Below are 15,633 nucleotides of genomic sequence, written 5' to 3'. Positions count from 1 at the left end.
CACTCAGCGCCGGAATCCCGAAGTGATCGGATAGCGTCGGTCCCGCCCAAAAGCGCGCGGAGTAATGCGCACGCCTGGCGCGGCCTGACGACGTTTATATTCGTTCAGGATCACCAAACGCGCGACCCGTTCAACGATAGCTTGGTCAAAACCCGCATCCACCAGTTCATCAATCGAATGATCCTGCTCCACATAACCATGCAGGATAGTATCCAGCAGATCATAAGGCGGCAGGCTGTCTTGATCCGTCTGATCCGGGCGCAGTTCCGCCGAGGGCGGCCGGTCGATCACTCGTTGTGGAATGACGGGCGACTGCTGGTTCCGCCAGACCGCCAGTCGGTAAACCATGGTTTTCAACACATCCTTGATCGGTGCGAAACCGCCCGCCATATCTCCATACAGCGTAGAATAGCCAACCGCCGTTTCGCTCTTATTGCCCGTTGTCAACACCAGCTTGCCGGTCTTGTTGGAAATCGCCATCAGCAGTACGCCCCGGCAACGCGCCTGGATATTTTCCTCGGTCGTATCGGGCGGCAATCCGGCCAGCACCGGCTGCAAAATTTGTAGAAAAGACTGAAACGCCGGTTCAATCGGCATGATGTGATATTTCACGCCAAGAGTTCGAGCTTCCTGCTCCGCGTCGCTATTGCTCATCTCCGCTGTGTAGCGCGAGGGCATTAGCACCGCTTCAACCCGCTCCGCGCCCAGCGCATCGACGGCGATCGCCAGGGTCAATGCCGAGTCGATGCCGCCGGACAAACCCAGCACCGCGCCGGGAAAGCCGTTCTTGTTGACATAATCCCGTACCCCCAGGACTAGCGCCTGATAGACGCCTTCTTCCGTTCCCGGTTCGCCAGCCACTTCAGCCGATACAGGCTTCACCCCGGTGGCGGATAACTCAAAGTCTACCGGATACAGTCCTTCGGCAAAGAAGGGCGTGCGTTGGGTCAAGACGCCATCTGCGCCCACCACCAGCGAACCGCCATCAAAAACCAGTTCGTCCTGACCACCGACCAGATTGACGTAAACAATGGGGATACAGCCCTCGCGCACCCGCTGCCGCAGAGCCGCCAGCCGTTGCTCGCCCTTGCCGGCGTGATAGGGCGAAGCATTGAGATTAATCAGCAGTTGCGCTCCGGCTCCGGCAGCTTGGGCAACGGGTCCCGGCAACCAGACATCTTCGCAGATTGTAACGCCCACACGCATTCCAGCGACTGCAAACACCACAGGATCCTCGCCAGGCGTAAAATAACGCTTTTCATCAAATACGCTGTAGTTGGGCAGCCATTGCTTGAAGTAGCGGGCCTGAATCGCGCCATTCGCCAGAACCACAGCGGCATTGCGCAACCCTTCCGGGGTTGAGAATGGACAACCGACCACAGCGGCAATGCCATGAATTTCATTAGACAGTCGCTGCAACGCCGGCTCTACCTGGCGGATAAAACTCGGGCGCAGCAACAAATCTTCGGGGGGATAACCGGTCAGTGTCAGTTCGGGAAATACAATCAAGTCGGCGTTTAACCGGTCACGAGCCTCAGCAGCGGCGATGATGATTTTGTCGGTATTGCCTGCAAGGTCACCGACCAGAAAATCCAGTTGGGCCATAACGACCCGGAAGGGTGAATCCCGATCAGTCATTGGTTTTTACCGGAAGCAGAGGATAAACAGGAGGTATGCTTTGAAACAATCTCCATCAAAATGCCCAACAAGTTTCTCAGGTTATCGATAAAATATTCCTGCCTGTCGATAAAAATATCATTATTTTGCAATTTTAAAAATCGCCACACACTGCCTGTGGTGACGACGCCATAAGAAACATCAAATGCATGCCCTTCCTGTTCGTTGAAGAGTCGCACAGCGATCATTTCAGCCATGCACTGGCCCAATCCGCTGTTGATATTATCATTTTTAGCCTCAACGACGGCCAGGACGGGGACTTCCACAGTATATCGAACCGGTGAAGCGCTAAAGATAAAGCCACATCTTCCCGTCAAACCCTTTTCCTCATCGACATCGAATTCCACCCCGGAAAACAGGCTGACGGTGTGATGAGTGAGTTCGGTAATTTCGGCCAAAATTGGCGCAATAATAAATTCCGATCGCGCTTTTTCTGTGCCAATCGCGCTGCCCAATGGTAAATAGCGTTCAAGAAACCGAGCCAGAATATCGCTCGGTTCTACCGGAACAATCGGTTCAAACAGGGAAACATCGCCGATAATCCTTACGCCAAAGTTCTTTTTAATGGACTCTATGGTAAATCGGTTATAGGCCATTTCTATCTCCCAATGCGGGAGAGAGACAATTGCCGCTAACATCCATTGCAATAAAAAAGCGCGGGACACAATACGCTTTCATTATCGTATCCCGCGCTGAACTTTCAACAACGGCTGTTAGCTAAAAAAAACCTTCATCGCCGCGCCGATGTCCGCCGGAGAGCGCACAATTTTGGCGCCGGCGGCTTCCAGGGCCGCAAACTTGTCCGCCGCCGTACCTTTGCCACCCATGATGATAGCGCCGGCATGACCCATGCGCTTGCCAGGCGGCGCAGTGACGCCCGCGATATAAGCCACCACTGGCTTCTTAATATTGGCTTTGATGAATTCAGCGCCTTCCTCTTCCGCGGAACCGCCGATTTCGCCAACCATTACAATACCCTCGGTCTGTGGGTCATCCTTGAACAGCCTTAGCACGTCGACAAAGCTCATCCCGTGAATCGGATCGCCGCCGATGCCCACACAGGTGCTCTGACCCAAGCCCGCCTGAGTCGTCTGCCAAACGGCTTCGTAGGTCAACGTACCGGAGCGGGAGACGATGCCGATCTTGCCGGGCAAATGGATATGGCCAGGCATGATACCCATCTTGCAGCCGCCCGGAGTGATGACGCCGGGGCAGTTCGGGCCGATCAGGTAGACATCCGGGTAATTGCTGGTCAGCACTGCCTTGACCTTTAGCATGTCTGTGACGGGAATGCCTTCGGTAATACAGGCGATAACCTTGATGCCAGCGTCCGCCGCTTCCAGGATCGCATCGCCAGCAAAAGGCGCGGGGACATAGATCATGCTGGCTTCGGCGCCAGTGGCGGCGACCGCTTCATACACGGTGTTGAACACCGGCTTGCCCAGATGGGCGCTGCCGCCCTTGCCGGGACTGATGCCGCCCACCAGGTTGGTGCCGTAAGCGATCGCTTGTTCAGCATGGAAAGTGCCTTGCGAGCCGGTGAAGCCCTGGCAGATCACCTTGGTGTCTTTATTAATCAGGATACTCATGGTCGTCTTATTCTCTCTGTTCGTGGAAACCGGAGGCGCGCTGGATTACTGCGCAGAGGCGACTGCCTGCTTGGCGGCGTCGGTCAGATCGTCGGCGGCCATGATATTCATGCCGGACTTGGCCAACATCTCGCGGCCCGCTTCCACATTGGTGCCTTGTAGACGCACTACCACCGGCAGGGTCAAACCGACTTCCTTGACCGCAGTGATAATGCCTTCAGCAATCGTGTCGCAGCGGACGATGCCGCCAAAAATGTTGACCAGGATCGCTTTGACCTTGGAAGAAGACAGGATCAGCTTGAACGCGCGGGCCACACGGTCCGCGGTCGCGCCGCCGCCTACATCCAGGAAATTGGCCGGTTCGCCGCCATGCAGCTTGATGACGTCCATGGTCGCCATCGCCAAGCCAGCGCCATTGACCATGCAGCCGATATTGCCGTCCAGGGCGACATAGTTCAGGCCGATTTCGTGGGCGATATGTTCGCGCTCGTCTTCCTGGGTAGGATCGCGCATTTCTGCAGTATCCTTGTGCCGGTACAGCGCGTTGTCGTCCAGGCTGACTTTGGCGTCTAGCGCCATCACCTGGCCGTCGGCGGTCACGATCAACGGGTTGATCTCGACCATGCTGCAGTCTTTCTGGACGAACAGGTTGTAAATGCCGCTCACTACCTTGACCAGCTGGTCCACTTCCTTCTTGCCCATGCCCATCTTGAAACCCAGGTCGCGGGCCTGATAGGGCTGAATGCCAGCGGTGGGATCAATGGTCAGGGTCAGAATTTTTTCCGGCGTCTTGGCGGCGACTTCTTCGATGTCCATGCCGCCTTCGGAAGAGCCAATCAAGATAACGCGCTTCTTGCTGCGATCCACCAGGCAGCTCAAATAATATTCCTTAGCAATGTCCACGCCATCCTGGATCAGCAGCTGGTGGACCTTAACGCCCTCCGGCCCGGTCTGATGGGTATGCAGCGTCGAGCCGAGCAACCGGCCCGCCTGCGCTTCAACGTCCTGAAGAGTGGTGACAAACTTGACGCCGCCTGCCTTACCGCGGCCGCCGGCGTGAACCTGGGCCTTGACGACCCACGGTCCGTTGGGCTGGATTTCCTTGGCGGCTTCGATCGCTTCCTGTTGGGAAGTGACCTTGATGCCTTTGGGAATCGCCACGCCAAATTGCTGGAGAAGTTCTTTTGCTTGGTATTCGTGCAGGTTCATGATGGAGTACATCCCCCTCTTGTGTTGAAGCCAGCATTGTATCCTGAAAAACCCCAATCTCCATAATCTTGATTGCAAGATTATCGATCCGCCAGCGCGAGACTAGCGAAAATCAATCCATCGCTGGTCTGTAGCGATTAGAATAACTGTTGTATCGTTACTTTACTGGAGAGTCGCTGCTGCGCGCCATTTTGTCATGACCTTATCCAACCCACTCGCTAGTTTCCAGACCGACCGTTTCATGGATCGCCGCCATCTGTGGCGGGTGTTTCGCGCTACCAATATCTATCGGCTAATCCTGGCGGCGCTGTTACTGGCGGCGTTTGCGCTGGACGAACAAAACCGCTTGTTTGGCAAGCAGGAGCCGCGGTTGTTTTTGAGTACGGCGGCAGTTTATATGATAGTGGCGATGGTGGCGATCGCGGGTAGTTACTGGCGGCGCCCCCGTCTTTCGATACAGGCCCACCTGCAACTGCTCATTGACCTGACAGCGCTGACCATTATGATCAACGCCTCGGGCGGTTTATCCAGCAGTTTGAATAGCCTGCTCATTGCAGCGGTGGCGGCCAGCGCTATTCTGCTGCCGCTCATTTCGGCGCTGTTGGCCGCCGCGATGGGTTTCTTCCTGCTAACCGCTTCCTGGCTGGTGGATCGCTGGCAAGCTGCCAAGACTTTGGTTCGCCTGGGACGCGAACCTGATTCCTGGATCGATTTTTGGAACGGCTTGAGCAATACCAGCGACGACTGGGTGCGCCTGGGGGTTCTGGGTTCCGTGCTGTTCATCGCTGCCGGCTTGACTCACGCACTGGCCGAGCGCGCCCGGCGCGGCGAGGCGTTGGCGCGACAGCGGACCTGGGAGCTGTTGGAAATCGCCGAGTTGAATCAGGGAATTATCCGTCACCTGCAAAACGGAGTGGTGGTGGTCGATGCCGTGGGTCAAGTCCAACTATTAAACGACACAGCTCGCGAATGGCTCGACATACCGGACGTCGCGCCAGGTATGCCATTACACGAATTATCGTTGCCATTAGCCCAGCGCTTAGAGCTTTGGCTGCGTCAAGGCAATCCTGACGTCTCTCCGTTTCGACCTGCTGAATATCGCCCGGAACTGATTCCCCGCTTTACGCGCCTCAGCGGTCATCAGGCTGCCAGCATCCTGATTCTGCTCGAGGACTCGGACCAGACGGCTGCGCAGTTGCAGCAGATCAAGCTGGCGGCGCTAGGGCGTTTAACAGCCGGCATCGCTCATGAAATCCGCAATCCACTGGCGGCAATCAGTCACGCTGTCCAGTTGTTGGAGGAATCAACCAGCGCCAGCGCCAGCGCCAGCGATCAACGGCTGGCGCAGATCGCCCATGATAACGTCAAACGCGCTAACCGCATTATTAATGATGTCCTTGACCTGGCTCGGCGCGATCGGATTAAACCGGAACGGCTAGCGCTAGAACCCTGGCTGGACACTTTCAGTGAAGAACTTTTGCGCAGCGTTGACGGCCCCTCGCCCCAGTGGCGCCAACAGGTCGATCCGGCTGACCTGGTTGTGGTCTTCGACCCCCATCAACTGCGGCAGGTGCTCTGGAATCTTTGCACTAACGCTTGCCAACACGGTGTGCGGTCGGATCAAATTCCACGCATTGAGCTACGGGCTGGCCGCGAAAACAGTCATGGACGACCGTTTGTAGAAGTGCGCGATGCGGGGCCTGGGATCGCGCCAGAAAATATTTCCCACCTCTTTGAACCTTTTTTCACCACTCGGGCCAAGGGCACCGGTTTGGGCCTGTATCTGGCCCGGGAGTTGTGCGAAGCCAATCGCGCCCAATTACAATACCTGCCTATCGCCGAGGGCGGCAGTTGTTTTCGCATCAACTTCGCTCCCACCCATTCCGCATCGGAGAAGGACTGATGGATGCCTGCAATGCTTTGATTGTGGATGACGAAGCCGACATCCGCGAATTGATCGAAATGACTCTGCTGCCACTCGGCGTCACTTGCCTGTTGGCGGAAAACCTGAACGAGGCGCGCGCGCTCCTCAAACGCCAGCCGTTTAACTTCTGCATTACCGATTTGCGGTTGCCAGACGGCAGCGGACTGGAACTGGTGGCGCATATTCAAAAGCACTATGCCAGCCTGCCCGTGGCGGTCATCACTGCACATGGCAATGTCGAAAGCGCGGTAGAGGCGCTTAAACTTGGCGCCTTCGATTTTGTATCAAAACCCTTTGAACTCGCAGTATTGCGCAGCATGGTATCGACTGCATTGCGACTCAATCGCAGTGGTGAGGGCCGTCCTGGTGATAATCGCCCGGTTCTGCTAGGTCAATCGTCGATCATGGCTGAAGTCCGCGCATTGATTGCCAAGCTGGCGCGTAGTCAAGCGCCGATTATGATTAATGGCGAGTCAGGCACTGGCAAGGAACTGGCCGCCCGACTGATTCACTTGTCGGGGCCGCGCGCGGATAAACCATTTGTGCCGGTGAATTGCGGGGCGATTCCTGAACATCTGATGGAAAGCGAGTTCTTCGGTTATAAAAAGGGCAGTTTCACCGGCGCGACCCAGGACAAGGGCGGGTTGTTCCAAGCCGCACAGGGTGGCACCCTGTTCCTGGATGAGGTTGCGGAACTGCCGGCTCACATGCAGGTGAAGCTGTTGCGAGCGATTCAGGAGCGCGCGGTGCGCGCGGTGGGCGCCCAGGTTGAAGTCTCAACCGATGTGCGCATTCTGAGCGCTACACATAAGAATCTGACAGCGCTGGTGCAGGACGGCGTTTTTCGTCAAGACCTGTTTTACCGCCTGAATGTAATTCAGATGCGGCTGCCCAGTTTACGCGAGCATCCCGATGATATTCCGGAATTGGCCGCGTCGATTCTCGTCCGGTTGAGTCAGGATATCGGCGATGCGCCGCCGAAACTGGCGCCGACCGCGCTGGCGGCACTGCGCACCTATTCATTCCCAGGGAATATCCGCGAGTTGGAAAATATTTTGGAGCGAGCCTTTACGTTGTGTGAAGGCGATGTGATCCAGGCGAGCGACCTGCTGTTGCCGGCTAGGGAACCGACTTCCCCGCATTCTTCGCCGGCCAGCGCGCCTGCTCCAGAACCTGTTCCCGCCGAACCATTGCGCGATTTGCCCGCGCCGGTTGACTTTGAACCAAAGACCGTGCCTTACCCCTCGGCGCCAGTCGTCAGCGATCTGGAGGGCTATCTGGAGAGTTTGGAAAAAGCGGCCATCATGCGCGCGCTGGAAGCCACTCGTTATAACAAGACCGCTGCTGCGGAGAAATTGGGCATCAGTTTCCGGGCGTTGCGTTATCGGCTCAAAAAACTGGGGCTGGATTGAAGATTTTGAATTTTAAGATGTTAGCTCCGGCCAGGATTGCGCCATAGCACTTCGAGACCGCCTTCGTCGCGGACAATGACCCGGCACAGCACGAATAGCAGGTCTGATAACCGGTTCAGGTAAACCCGGGCCGGTTCATTGATCGTTTCTTCACGCGCCAGTGAAACGACCCGTCGTTCAGCGCGCCGGCAGATGGCCCTTGCGATATGGCAATCTGCAGCTCCCCGTCCGCCGCCGGGCAGAATAAATTCCTTTAAGGAAGGAAGTTGTTCGTTGAAGCTGTTTAACATCATTTCCAGTGCAGCCACATCCTCATCCTTCACGGCTTGATAGCCGGGAATGCTCAGCTCGCCACCCAGGTCAAACAACCGGTGCTGAACGTCCTGCAAGCAATCGCGCACCGGTCCTCGCAAGTCATGCGCCAACACCCGTCCAATGGCGCAGTTTAACTCATCCACCGCGCCAATCGCTTCGATGCGCGGGCAGTCCTTGGCTACCCGGCCGCCGTCGCCCAGCCCGGTTGTGCCCTGATCACCGGTTCGGGTATAGATTTTGGAAAGTCGATTGCCCATGCTACTCTTCCTGAATAAATAAAATCAGTAACTTAATCGGTTTATTGTGCATCTTGGCACACTTGCTACCATCCATATTGTACTCCTCCCAATCCGACTGCGAAGTCTCTTTCTCTCAAATTCATCTACCTTGCTGGTTAGCAGCAACTTACTCTTCCATTCGGCAACCAATTCTCGCTTGTCTCTTCGTTTGAAGATTCAGCTTTCTACAAGACATTACAGATAAAATTCAATAAGTTAATATATCTCTCTTTTATATAATAAATGACTGATAATCATATAAAATTTAAATTTTACCGCGTATCGTCCAGAAAAAATGTCAGTGACACCTCTGGACTTCCAACAAGGCCAAAATGTCTCAATTTGCCAAAAAAACATAAAAATTTTTAACTTGTTGTTTATAAATTAATTTTTAATTTAATACTGAAAAGCGCTTTTTTTATTTAATAAACTGATTTTAAATATAAAAAATTAAATAACTAATGATTGGAAATTATTTCTGAAATCATTTTGAAGTATTCATTAGGCAATTAAATACTTGCAAAACAATTTTCGTCTGTGCTTTCATAAAGCCGCAATGCTGTATTGCAGTATGTTCCTGCCATGAGCCGGCTCTATTGAGACTCCGGCTCAGGAACGTCAGGCGACACCGGTTGCTGGGTCTGGCGCCCCAAACCGGAGTTGCTTAGGTCGGACTTGGGGGACGACTGGAGTAATCCAGCTCGATCCAGGGAGGAGTTCTCATTGACAGGGAACACGAGTCCATCGAGCACTATCAGTTCGTGCTGATTAACGACGGAGGTCTTTATGGAATTCACCGAATGCGTCAAGGAAAGACTTGCTCTGACCCTTAAGTCAGGTCTGCTGTGCGCGGTCATGCTCATGCCCGCCACAACGCTGGCTCAATCGCCGGAGATGGTCCGTAGCGATGAGTCCATTGATGTCGCTACGGCCGTGGAAGCGGAAGACACCGCCGCCAGCTCCACTGCCGCCTCGCCCGCTGAGCAGCGGAAAATCACCCGTCTCTCCGGGCATATTCAACGCGAGTATCAGGTTTCTGAAAACAAGGCTAAAAATATCGTGCGCGAAGCGATTCGTAACGCTGAACAGCACCAGTTGGACCCGGAACTGATCCTGGCCGTCATCGCGGTCGAATCCACGTTCAAGGAGCGAGCGGTCAGCCGGGTTGGCGCTCGTGGTTTGATGCAGGTCATGCCCGGCTCACACACCCGCAAAGTCAGGGAAATTGGTGGTTCTCAACAGTTATTCGATCCGGCCAAGAATATCCGCGTCGGTTCGCGGATTCTGGTGAATTACCTTAACATCGATTCCGGCAATCTGCGCCGGGCGTTGCTGCGCTATAACGGAAGCTTGGGTTCGCGCTCGTCATTCCCAGACCGAGTCATCCGCATCTACCGTGATCTAAAGCGGATTACGGTCGAAGGCTGAAGAACTGTAGAGGGAGAACGGGCATCTTGCCCGTTCAGACGTCTCATAGCGCGAAAGTCCTGTTGATTTACGGATCCGTCGCGGTAGTTGGAATTCACTATAATTATGAATCCAACCACTGACTGTGATCCAATTTCATGCCCCACCTTGATCCTGATCCCGACACGCTAGCGGCTCAACTAAACTCTCGCTCTCTGCCGCCCGTCGATCGCTGGAACCCTCCCCTGCTTGGCGATATGGACCTGCGCATCGCCCGCGATGGCGTCTGGCGTCACGAAGGCATCCAAATTCAGCGTGAAAACCTGGTTCGCCTGTTTGCCTCGATCCTGCGCCGGGATGAGGATGGACAATATTATCTGGTAACGCCCGTTGAAAAATGGCGGATCCGGGTCGATGACGCGCCATTCCTCGCTATTCGGCTGGACGCAACCGGGACTGGCGCTCATCAGTGCCTGACGTTCACCACGAATGTGGGCGATGTCGTGACCGCTGGCCCGGACCATCCACTCAACGTCGAATACCGCGTTTCCGGTGGCGAACCCGCGCCTTATCTCCATATCCGCGGCCGGCTGCGCGCACTGTTAAGTCGGGCGGTTTTTGTCGAATTGGCGGAATTAGGCGAAGAACAGTCCATTGCTGGCGATCGTATTTATGGAGTCTGGAGTCAGGGGCAATTCTTCAGCCTTGGCCGATTGAATGACGAAACCTGAATCCCAAGGATCACCCGTGCGCCCATCCCTGCTATCGCTATTGCGCGTAATCGTGCTACTGCCCTCCTACCTGCTCGTGCTACTGATTCGCCTGATTAAGTGGCTAATCGCGCCGCCTGCCTTACTGATACAAATACTGATCGGCGTTCCCTTGGCGCTGCGCCTCCGGCAGCCCATGCGCCCTGATTTAGTCCCACTGCGCGAAGCAGATCTGCCTGATGCCGCCTGGATTGCCCTGACCGATGCGACTGACGCGCTGGCGGTTGATGGCTTTATCCGCCAGGGCGATTTCCGCTGTGATAAGACAATCCTGAATGCGGCGTTGTGGCTGCGGCTGCTGACCCAATCCGAACAAGGCATCGGGGCAATGATCGCCTACGTCGAATTCAGGAAGGGTAGGCCGCCTTGCCGTCAATTCGTCGAATTCTCAACCGATTTCGACGATGATCGGATGTTGACCACCAATAACCTCAATTTGCCCTATAGTCTGCCAGCGCCTGCCTACTTGGCCCGCTTGCAACTCAAGGATATTCGAGATCCGCGCGCGCTCTATGTGGTGCATCGCCAGTTGGTGGCCTCTCTGCCGCAAGCGGTCAAATACGCCAGGCTCAAGCAGGCAGCCCAGGATCCAGCGAGCATACTGGCCAATAATTATATTCGCGAAACGCAAGCATTGATCCAACAGGGATGGATGCAGCCGGTTGTTGGCCAGAACCAGGTCCGTGTGCGTTTTTGGGGAGCGCTGGCTGGAGTCTGGCGACAGGCTTGGCCACTCGCCAGCTTATATCTGCGCGCTGCTGACCATCGTTCCCGCCAGCTGCTGGCCGAACACGGCATTGACGCCAATGAGTTCAGCGGCGGCGCTATCTCGATTGTGGTTGATCGCCAGCCTATTCCGTCGGAAATCGGCCCGGTCACTACCGTTGGGGTTGGCTATAACATTGTCCGGTCGCTGGCTCAGCACACCGATCCTGGCGCCGTACTGGAAAGCGTAACAGTGGAACTGGATCGCGATGCGGCTGGAGTTATAGTTCCCTGTGAGTTCAGTTACTCATTCCGCAGTATTCTCTACCATGACACGCGGCGTATTCGCCGGCTGCGCGGCTTCGATGTCATGCTTGACTCGGATGCCAGACTGATGACAGTCACGGCTATGGAGCGGGAGTCTGAACAAGCCGCTGACGAAAGTGAATGGCAGTCCATGCAGACGGATTCTCTGCTACGCTCGCCCTTGCGGCTGGGTCCCTGGCTATGCGATCTCGATACGATAATGCCAATTGCCCTGGAAACCCTGAATGCGCGCGCCAACGCCTCGTTTATCGAACCCGATTCAGCTTCGCTCTACACTGACGAAGATGGAACCTTGTGCTGGCAAATCGTTGCTTGGCGGGAGGATGAGACGCTCTTGCATGTCATGATTAATGCGCGCACTGGCCTGATTATTGACACCTGAAAAAACCACAATACAGATAAATGACGCGCATTGCAAAATGAAACAGCCTGAAATGGACCTCGTTTCAACATCCTCAATTCGGACAGGCCGCCCGCCGTAGAAAGCGCGCTGCTTCCGTTTTCAGCCAAGTTTCTTCCGCATCGCCCAGCACTTCGATGGAGCCTGTTAAATGCATTGCGCCGTGGAGGCGATCACCCCGCAGGTCAACATCGAGATCGAGCATAATCGGTTCAATAACGGTCCCCTCTCGACCATCGGGATATAGCGCGACCTGGATCATGAGCGCAGCGGTAGCCGCCGTCCACTTCGTCACCACAACCTCGGCGCGCGCATAACCAGCTTCCCGACATCGCTCCATGAGGGCGAACGCCCATTCACGGTTCACAAATGCCGAAAGCGCTTCCAGAATCTCGCTCAAGCGCGCCTCGGCCTGACGCAAGCGTTGAGGATATGGATGTTGCTGGTCGTTTTCCAGGCTAATAACCTGTCTGAGATCAGCAAACGCCTGCGGCAGCGTGCCGGAATGAAACCCTGGTCGCAGCAGACTGTACAGCGTTTCTCCCTGTGGCCCGAAGCACGCTGGTTGCACCCGATCCGGGTGATTCGCACGGTACAGCTTCCAGTTTTCCTTCAGTTCCCAGCCCAGAAATCCAAACAGGCCAGGCGACAAAAATACCGTCACCGTGGCCAGCGGCAGACTGATGAACACGGGCAAAACCGGATTCAGCAGCGCCAGCAACGCCACCGTCATCACGGGAAAAAACGGTATCATCAGCTTGTCAGCCACCAGGACGACCGGGACATGTTTGATCGGATTCACCTGTGGCTCCACCAGCACCGCTGCGTAGAAGTGAATCAAATAGCTGCACACTCGCCAGACTGGCCCAACCGCCGCCTTGATTACCATGACGCTCTGTCTTTCGTCACGATGATGACTGACCAGCTCGTCGACCCGATGCAGGCGCTGTTCCACGCCATGCATCAAGCGATTAAACAGATCCATCACCCAATGAAACAGATCAACCAGCAAAGTGTGGTGGACCCGACGCCAAAAACCGGCGAGGTAAGTAATAACGCCATCCAGAATCCGGCGTCCAAACGGACTGTTACGCAGAATGCTGCCGAGAATGAAACCAAGCGTCAGCAGAAAAGCTGGCAAACCCTCGATAGGCAAATCCAGATCGTGAGTAATGGCGACCAGCGGCAGCGCTAGGATCAGGCCGATCAGCAGCGGTTCCAGCAAGTAGCGCGAACCCTTCCGAACCAGGGGATAACGCAACCAGCGGGCTGCCCGTCCCCAGTACAACCACTGCGTCAATCGCTGGTACAAGAATTCCACGAACAACCAGCGCCAACTACGAGCAACGGTGGCGACTATACTCCGTCCTTGGCGAGTGTAAAGTATGAAGATCAACCCCAGACCCACCCCCAGCACCGACCCGAAATTCACCAGCCGTATTGGACCTTCCAGCGCCGGCATCATGCTCAACACGTAACCCAGAGCTTCCAGGCCGATGAAAGCGCTGCTGAACGGCAGCAACAGAAAGCGGGTAATCCAGCGGCCTATCGCCGCGCCAAACAATGGAGCGCTCAATTGCTGCAATCCTTGCAGATAAAACTCGCCGGGTTGATAAACTCCGGGCAACGCCACTCTGGCCCGGCGATCGAAACGCGCCAATCGGTCCCCGAGCAACAGTTCACGCCAACCCATATCCGGCAGGCGCAATTCATTGCGCGCCACCGCGTCCCGCAGGTCAGTGAAACGTAAATGCCAACGCTGCAAGATGATCTTAAATAATTCTTCCTCAAGAATATTTCGCGCTATCCGCTGATGGGCATCGCTGGGGAGAAAGCCAGCGACATCGAACAATTCGCGCAAGCGTGGCTGTAACTGTTGGCGAAGCCGTTGGCTGATCTGACTACCCAGAATCTGCAAGGGCGCGCTGAAATAAGCCACTTCGGCCCCGGACCACGATGATTGACCAAGGCGCGTTCTCGCCGCATTCAGGGCGCGCAGGGCTTTCAGTGAACCCTGGAAAGGCAAACCCAGTTGGAGAGGTTGCCGGCGGCGACTCCACAGCCTAACCAACGGTTGCAACCGGTAATAATTGGTCCGCCCCTCCAGGAAAATGTGCTCCAAATCATGCAACAAGAGGGAATACGGACTGGATGCGCACGCCGTGGCCGGCTCGTCCAGTAAGCGCTCGATCAAATGCTCCAGGACTCGCGTACATTGCGCGTCCAGCTTCCAAGTTGCGGCAAGATTATGGGCAAGCGCTTCAATGATTTCCTCCTGACGCTCGCGCAAAGTTCGCATCACGGCGTCTCTCTCAAGCCCACTCTCCCACAGCGGAAACTCCATTTCTTTACTTGTCGGGAGAGCATGACCGGCCATTTGCCGGTACTGGTCAACGGCCCGGCACAAATCGTGAAGCGCCGTCCCATAGCGCCCAGCCATCTCTGCCCGAAAAGCGCTTTGGACAGCATGGCGGAATCCCTGCAAGCGAATGGCTGTCGCCAATCTAGCCGCCGCCTGGCGATCAGATGCAACAGGCCAGCGATCGAACAGCAGGGCCAAAGGCAGAACGAAAGGCGTCAGATATCCGGCCAGATTACGCCAAAACACGGCAAGCCCGCTGGGTTTCCGCGTCAGGGTGGACGCTTGCCGCAGGGCTTCTTGGCAACAGGATGCAAGGTGTGGCGTGATCCGGTGGTCGGGCGGATGGGCGCTGGCAGCCGATAGCTTGCCTGAGGAGAACGGTTTTGCCAGCAGCGGCAGGACAGTATTAGCGCCCTCAGCCAGGTCGGGATCATTGTGACCAAATGGCAGATAAAGAGGTAATTCCGGCTCGTAATCGGGAGCGTCATTAAAGCCAGAGGGGCGACTCCGAGTCAACAAATGTGGCCAACGACTGCCGTGCCGAGGCTGTGGCAGGTCCAGGCCACTGTCTTTCAGCCAGCGATCCAGCGCCGCCCAGTCTTGGATGACTGGAAAAAAATAGGCCCGAGCGCCTGGGATAAAATAACGCAGGTAAGTGATAAAGCCGACCCATTGGCGACACAGGGTTTCATCATCCAAACCCAGCGCCACCCGGCGATCCTGTTCGAGCAGGGTACGCGCTTCGCGGAACCCGCGTTCGCCGATGCGTTGCGCCAATCCCTGAGCGCCAAACGCCTCTTGGTCCTGATTATCATGACGCGCCACCTGCCAGGCGCGCGCCACCTCGGCCTCGAACCGGCGTCCCCAGTAATCGCGTAGCCAATGTTCGGGTGCGCCGACAGCTAATTCCTGGGAGGATGGCGCCGGCAACAGAATCACCCAGCTCGGCAGATTCAGTCCCTCGATCACCGACAATACATCGGGATTCTCATCCTCCAGACCGATCCGGAAAATCTTCCGGGGCATCAGATAGTGGCGAAGCAACGGAATCGCCAGATTTGATGATCCTTCGCCCAGATGGCGACGAACCAGACGCTGCAACATGCGGGGATGGAAGAGAAATACTCCTTCCGCTGGACGGAGTACGCGCCGGCGAAAGGCGCGCGCCGTTAACCGGGAAGACATGGCGATGGCCGATGTCTTAATAGATATAAGCTATCCATTGTTTTGTTATATTCAATTTTTCTAAAAACTGAGT

At 55.7% G+C, this 15,633-nt stretch carries 11 protein-coding genes; 5 read left to right on the top strand and 6 right to left on the bottom strand.

Going from position 1 to position 15,633, the window contains the following annotated elements; genetic code table 11:
• Nucleotides 1–3: 3 nt before the first annotated feature.
• The 4 genes from H6973_14625 to sucC form a co-directional block, all read right to left on the bottom strand.
• Nucleotides 4–1,638, bottom strand: coding sequence for an NAD+ synthase (locus tag H6973_14625; GenBank protein MCP5126821.1), 1,635 nt, complete (start codon nt 1,636–1,638; stop codon nt 4–6).
• Nucleotides 1,635–2,273: a hypothetical protein gene (locus H6973_14620; protein ID MCP5126820.1), complete on the bottom strand. Its 639-nt coding sequence runs from the start codon at nt 2,271–2,273 to the stop codon at nt 1,635–1,637. The genes H6973_14625 and H6973_14620 overlap by 4 nt, the downstream gene beginning before the upstream one ends.
• A gap of 117 nt (nt 2,274–2,390) precedes the next feature.
• On the bottom strand, nt 2,391–3,266 hold the full coding sequence (gene sucD / locus H6973_14615; GenBank protein ID MCP5126819.1) for a succinate--CoA ligase subunit alpha: 876 nt from the start codon (nt 3,264–3,266) through the stop codon (nt 2,391–2,393).
• A 45-nt stretch (nt 3,267–3,311) separates the two neighbouring features.
• Nucleotides 3,312–4,475: an ADP-forming succinate--CoA ligase subunit beta gene (gene sucC, locus H6973_14610; protein MCP5126818.1), complete on the bottom strand. Its 1,164-nt coding sequence runs from the start codon at nt 4,473–4,475 to the stop codon at nt 3,312–3,314.
• A 196-nt stretch (nt 4,476–4,671) separates the two neighbouring features.
• Between sucC and H6973_14605 the strand changes: the two genes are divergently transcribed.
• Both H6973_14605 and H6973_14600 read left to right on the top strand, forming a co-directional pair.
• Nucleotides 4,672–6,378, top strand: a complete 1,707-nt coding sequence (locus tag H6973_14605) for a hypothetical protein (GenBank protein MCP5126817.1) — start codon at nt 4,672–4,674, stop codon at nt 6,376–6,378.
• Nucleotides 6,378–7,811, top strand: a complete 1,434-nt coding sequence (locus H6973_14600; protein MCP5126816.1) for a sigma-54-dependent Fis family transcriptional regulator — start codon at nt 6,378–6,380, stop codon at nt 7,809–7,811. Before H6973_14605 ends, H6973_14600 begins: the two co-directional genes overlap by 1 nt.
• A gap of 20 nt (nt 7,812–7,831) precedes the next feature.
• Here H6973_14600 and H6973_14595 read toward each other — a convergent pair whose 3' ends face one another.
• The gene (locus H6973_14595) at nt 7,832–8,383 is read right to left on the bottom strand and encodes a cob(I)yrinic acid a,c-diamide adenosyltransferase (protein ID MCP5126815.1); all 552 of its coding nucleotides are present in this window, start codon (nt 8,381–8,383) and stop codon (nt 7,832–7,834) included.
• Between the two features lie 876 nt (nt 8,384–9,259).
• Here H6973_14595 and H6973_14590 point away from each other — a divergent pair.
• The 3 genes from H6973_14590 to H6973_14580 all read left to right on the top strand — a co-directional run bounded on the left by H6973_14590 (nt 9,260) and on the right by H6973_14580 (nt 11,995).
• Nucleotides 9,260–9,832, top strand: coding sequence for a transglycosylase SLT domain-containing protein (locus H6973_14590; protein ID MCP5126814.1), 573 nt, complete (start codon nt 9,260–9,262; stop codon nt 9,830–9,832).
• A 137-nt stretch (nt 9,833–9,969) separates the two neighbouring features.
• The gene (locus H6973_14585; GenBank protein MCP5126813.1) at nt 9,970–10,542 is read left to right on the top strand and encodes a DUF1285 domain-containing protein; all 573 of its coding nucleotides are present in this window, start codon (nt 9,970–9,972) and stop codon (nt 10,540–10,542) included.
• A 16-nt stretch (nt 10,543–10,558) separates the two neighbouring features.
• Nucleotides 10,559–11,995, top strand: a complete 1,437-nt coding sequence (locus H6973_14580; protein MCP5126812.1) for a hypothetical protein — start codon at nt 10,559–10,561, stop codon at nt 11,993–11,995.
• A gap of 73 nt (nt 11,996–12,068) precedes the next feature.
• Here H6973_14580 and H6973_14575 read toward each other — a convergent pair whose 3' ends face one another.
• Nucleotides 12,069–15,560 carry a sulfite exporter TauE/SafE family protein gene (locus H6973_14575; protein ID MCP5126811.1) on the bottom strand — a complete coding sequence of 1,164 codons (3,492 nt, stop codon included), beginning with the start codon at nt 15,558–15,560 and terminating at the stop codon, nt 12,069–12,071.
• Nucleotides 15,561–15,633: the final 73 nt, after the last annotated feature.

The organism is Gammaproteobacteria bacterium (genome assembly GCA_024235095.1).
Taxonomy (GTDB): domain Bacteria; phylum Pseudomonadota; class Gammaproteobacteria; order Competibacterales; family Competibacteraceae; genus UBA2383.
This window is presented reverse-complemented; position numbering and strand designations above follow the sequence as displayed.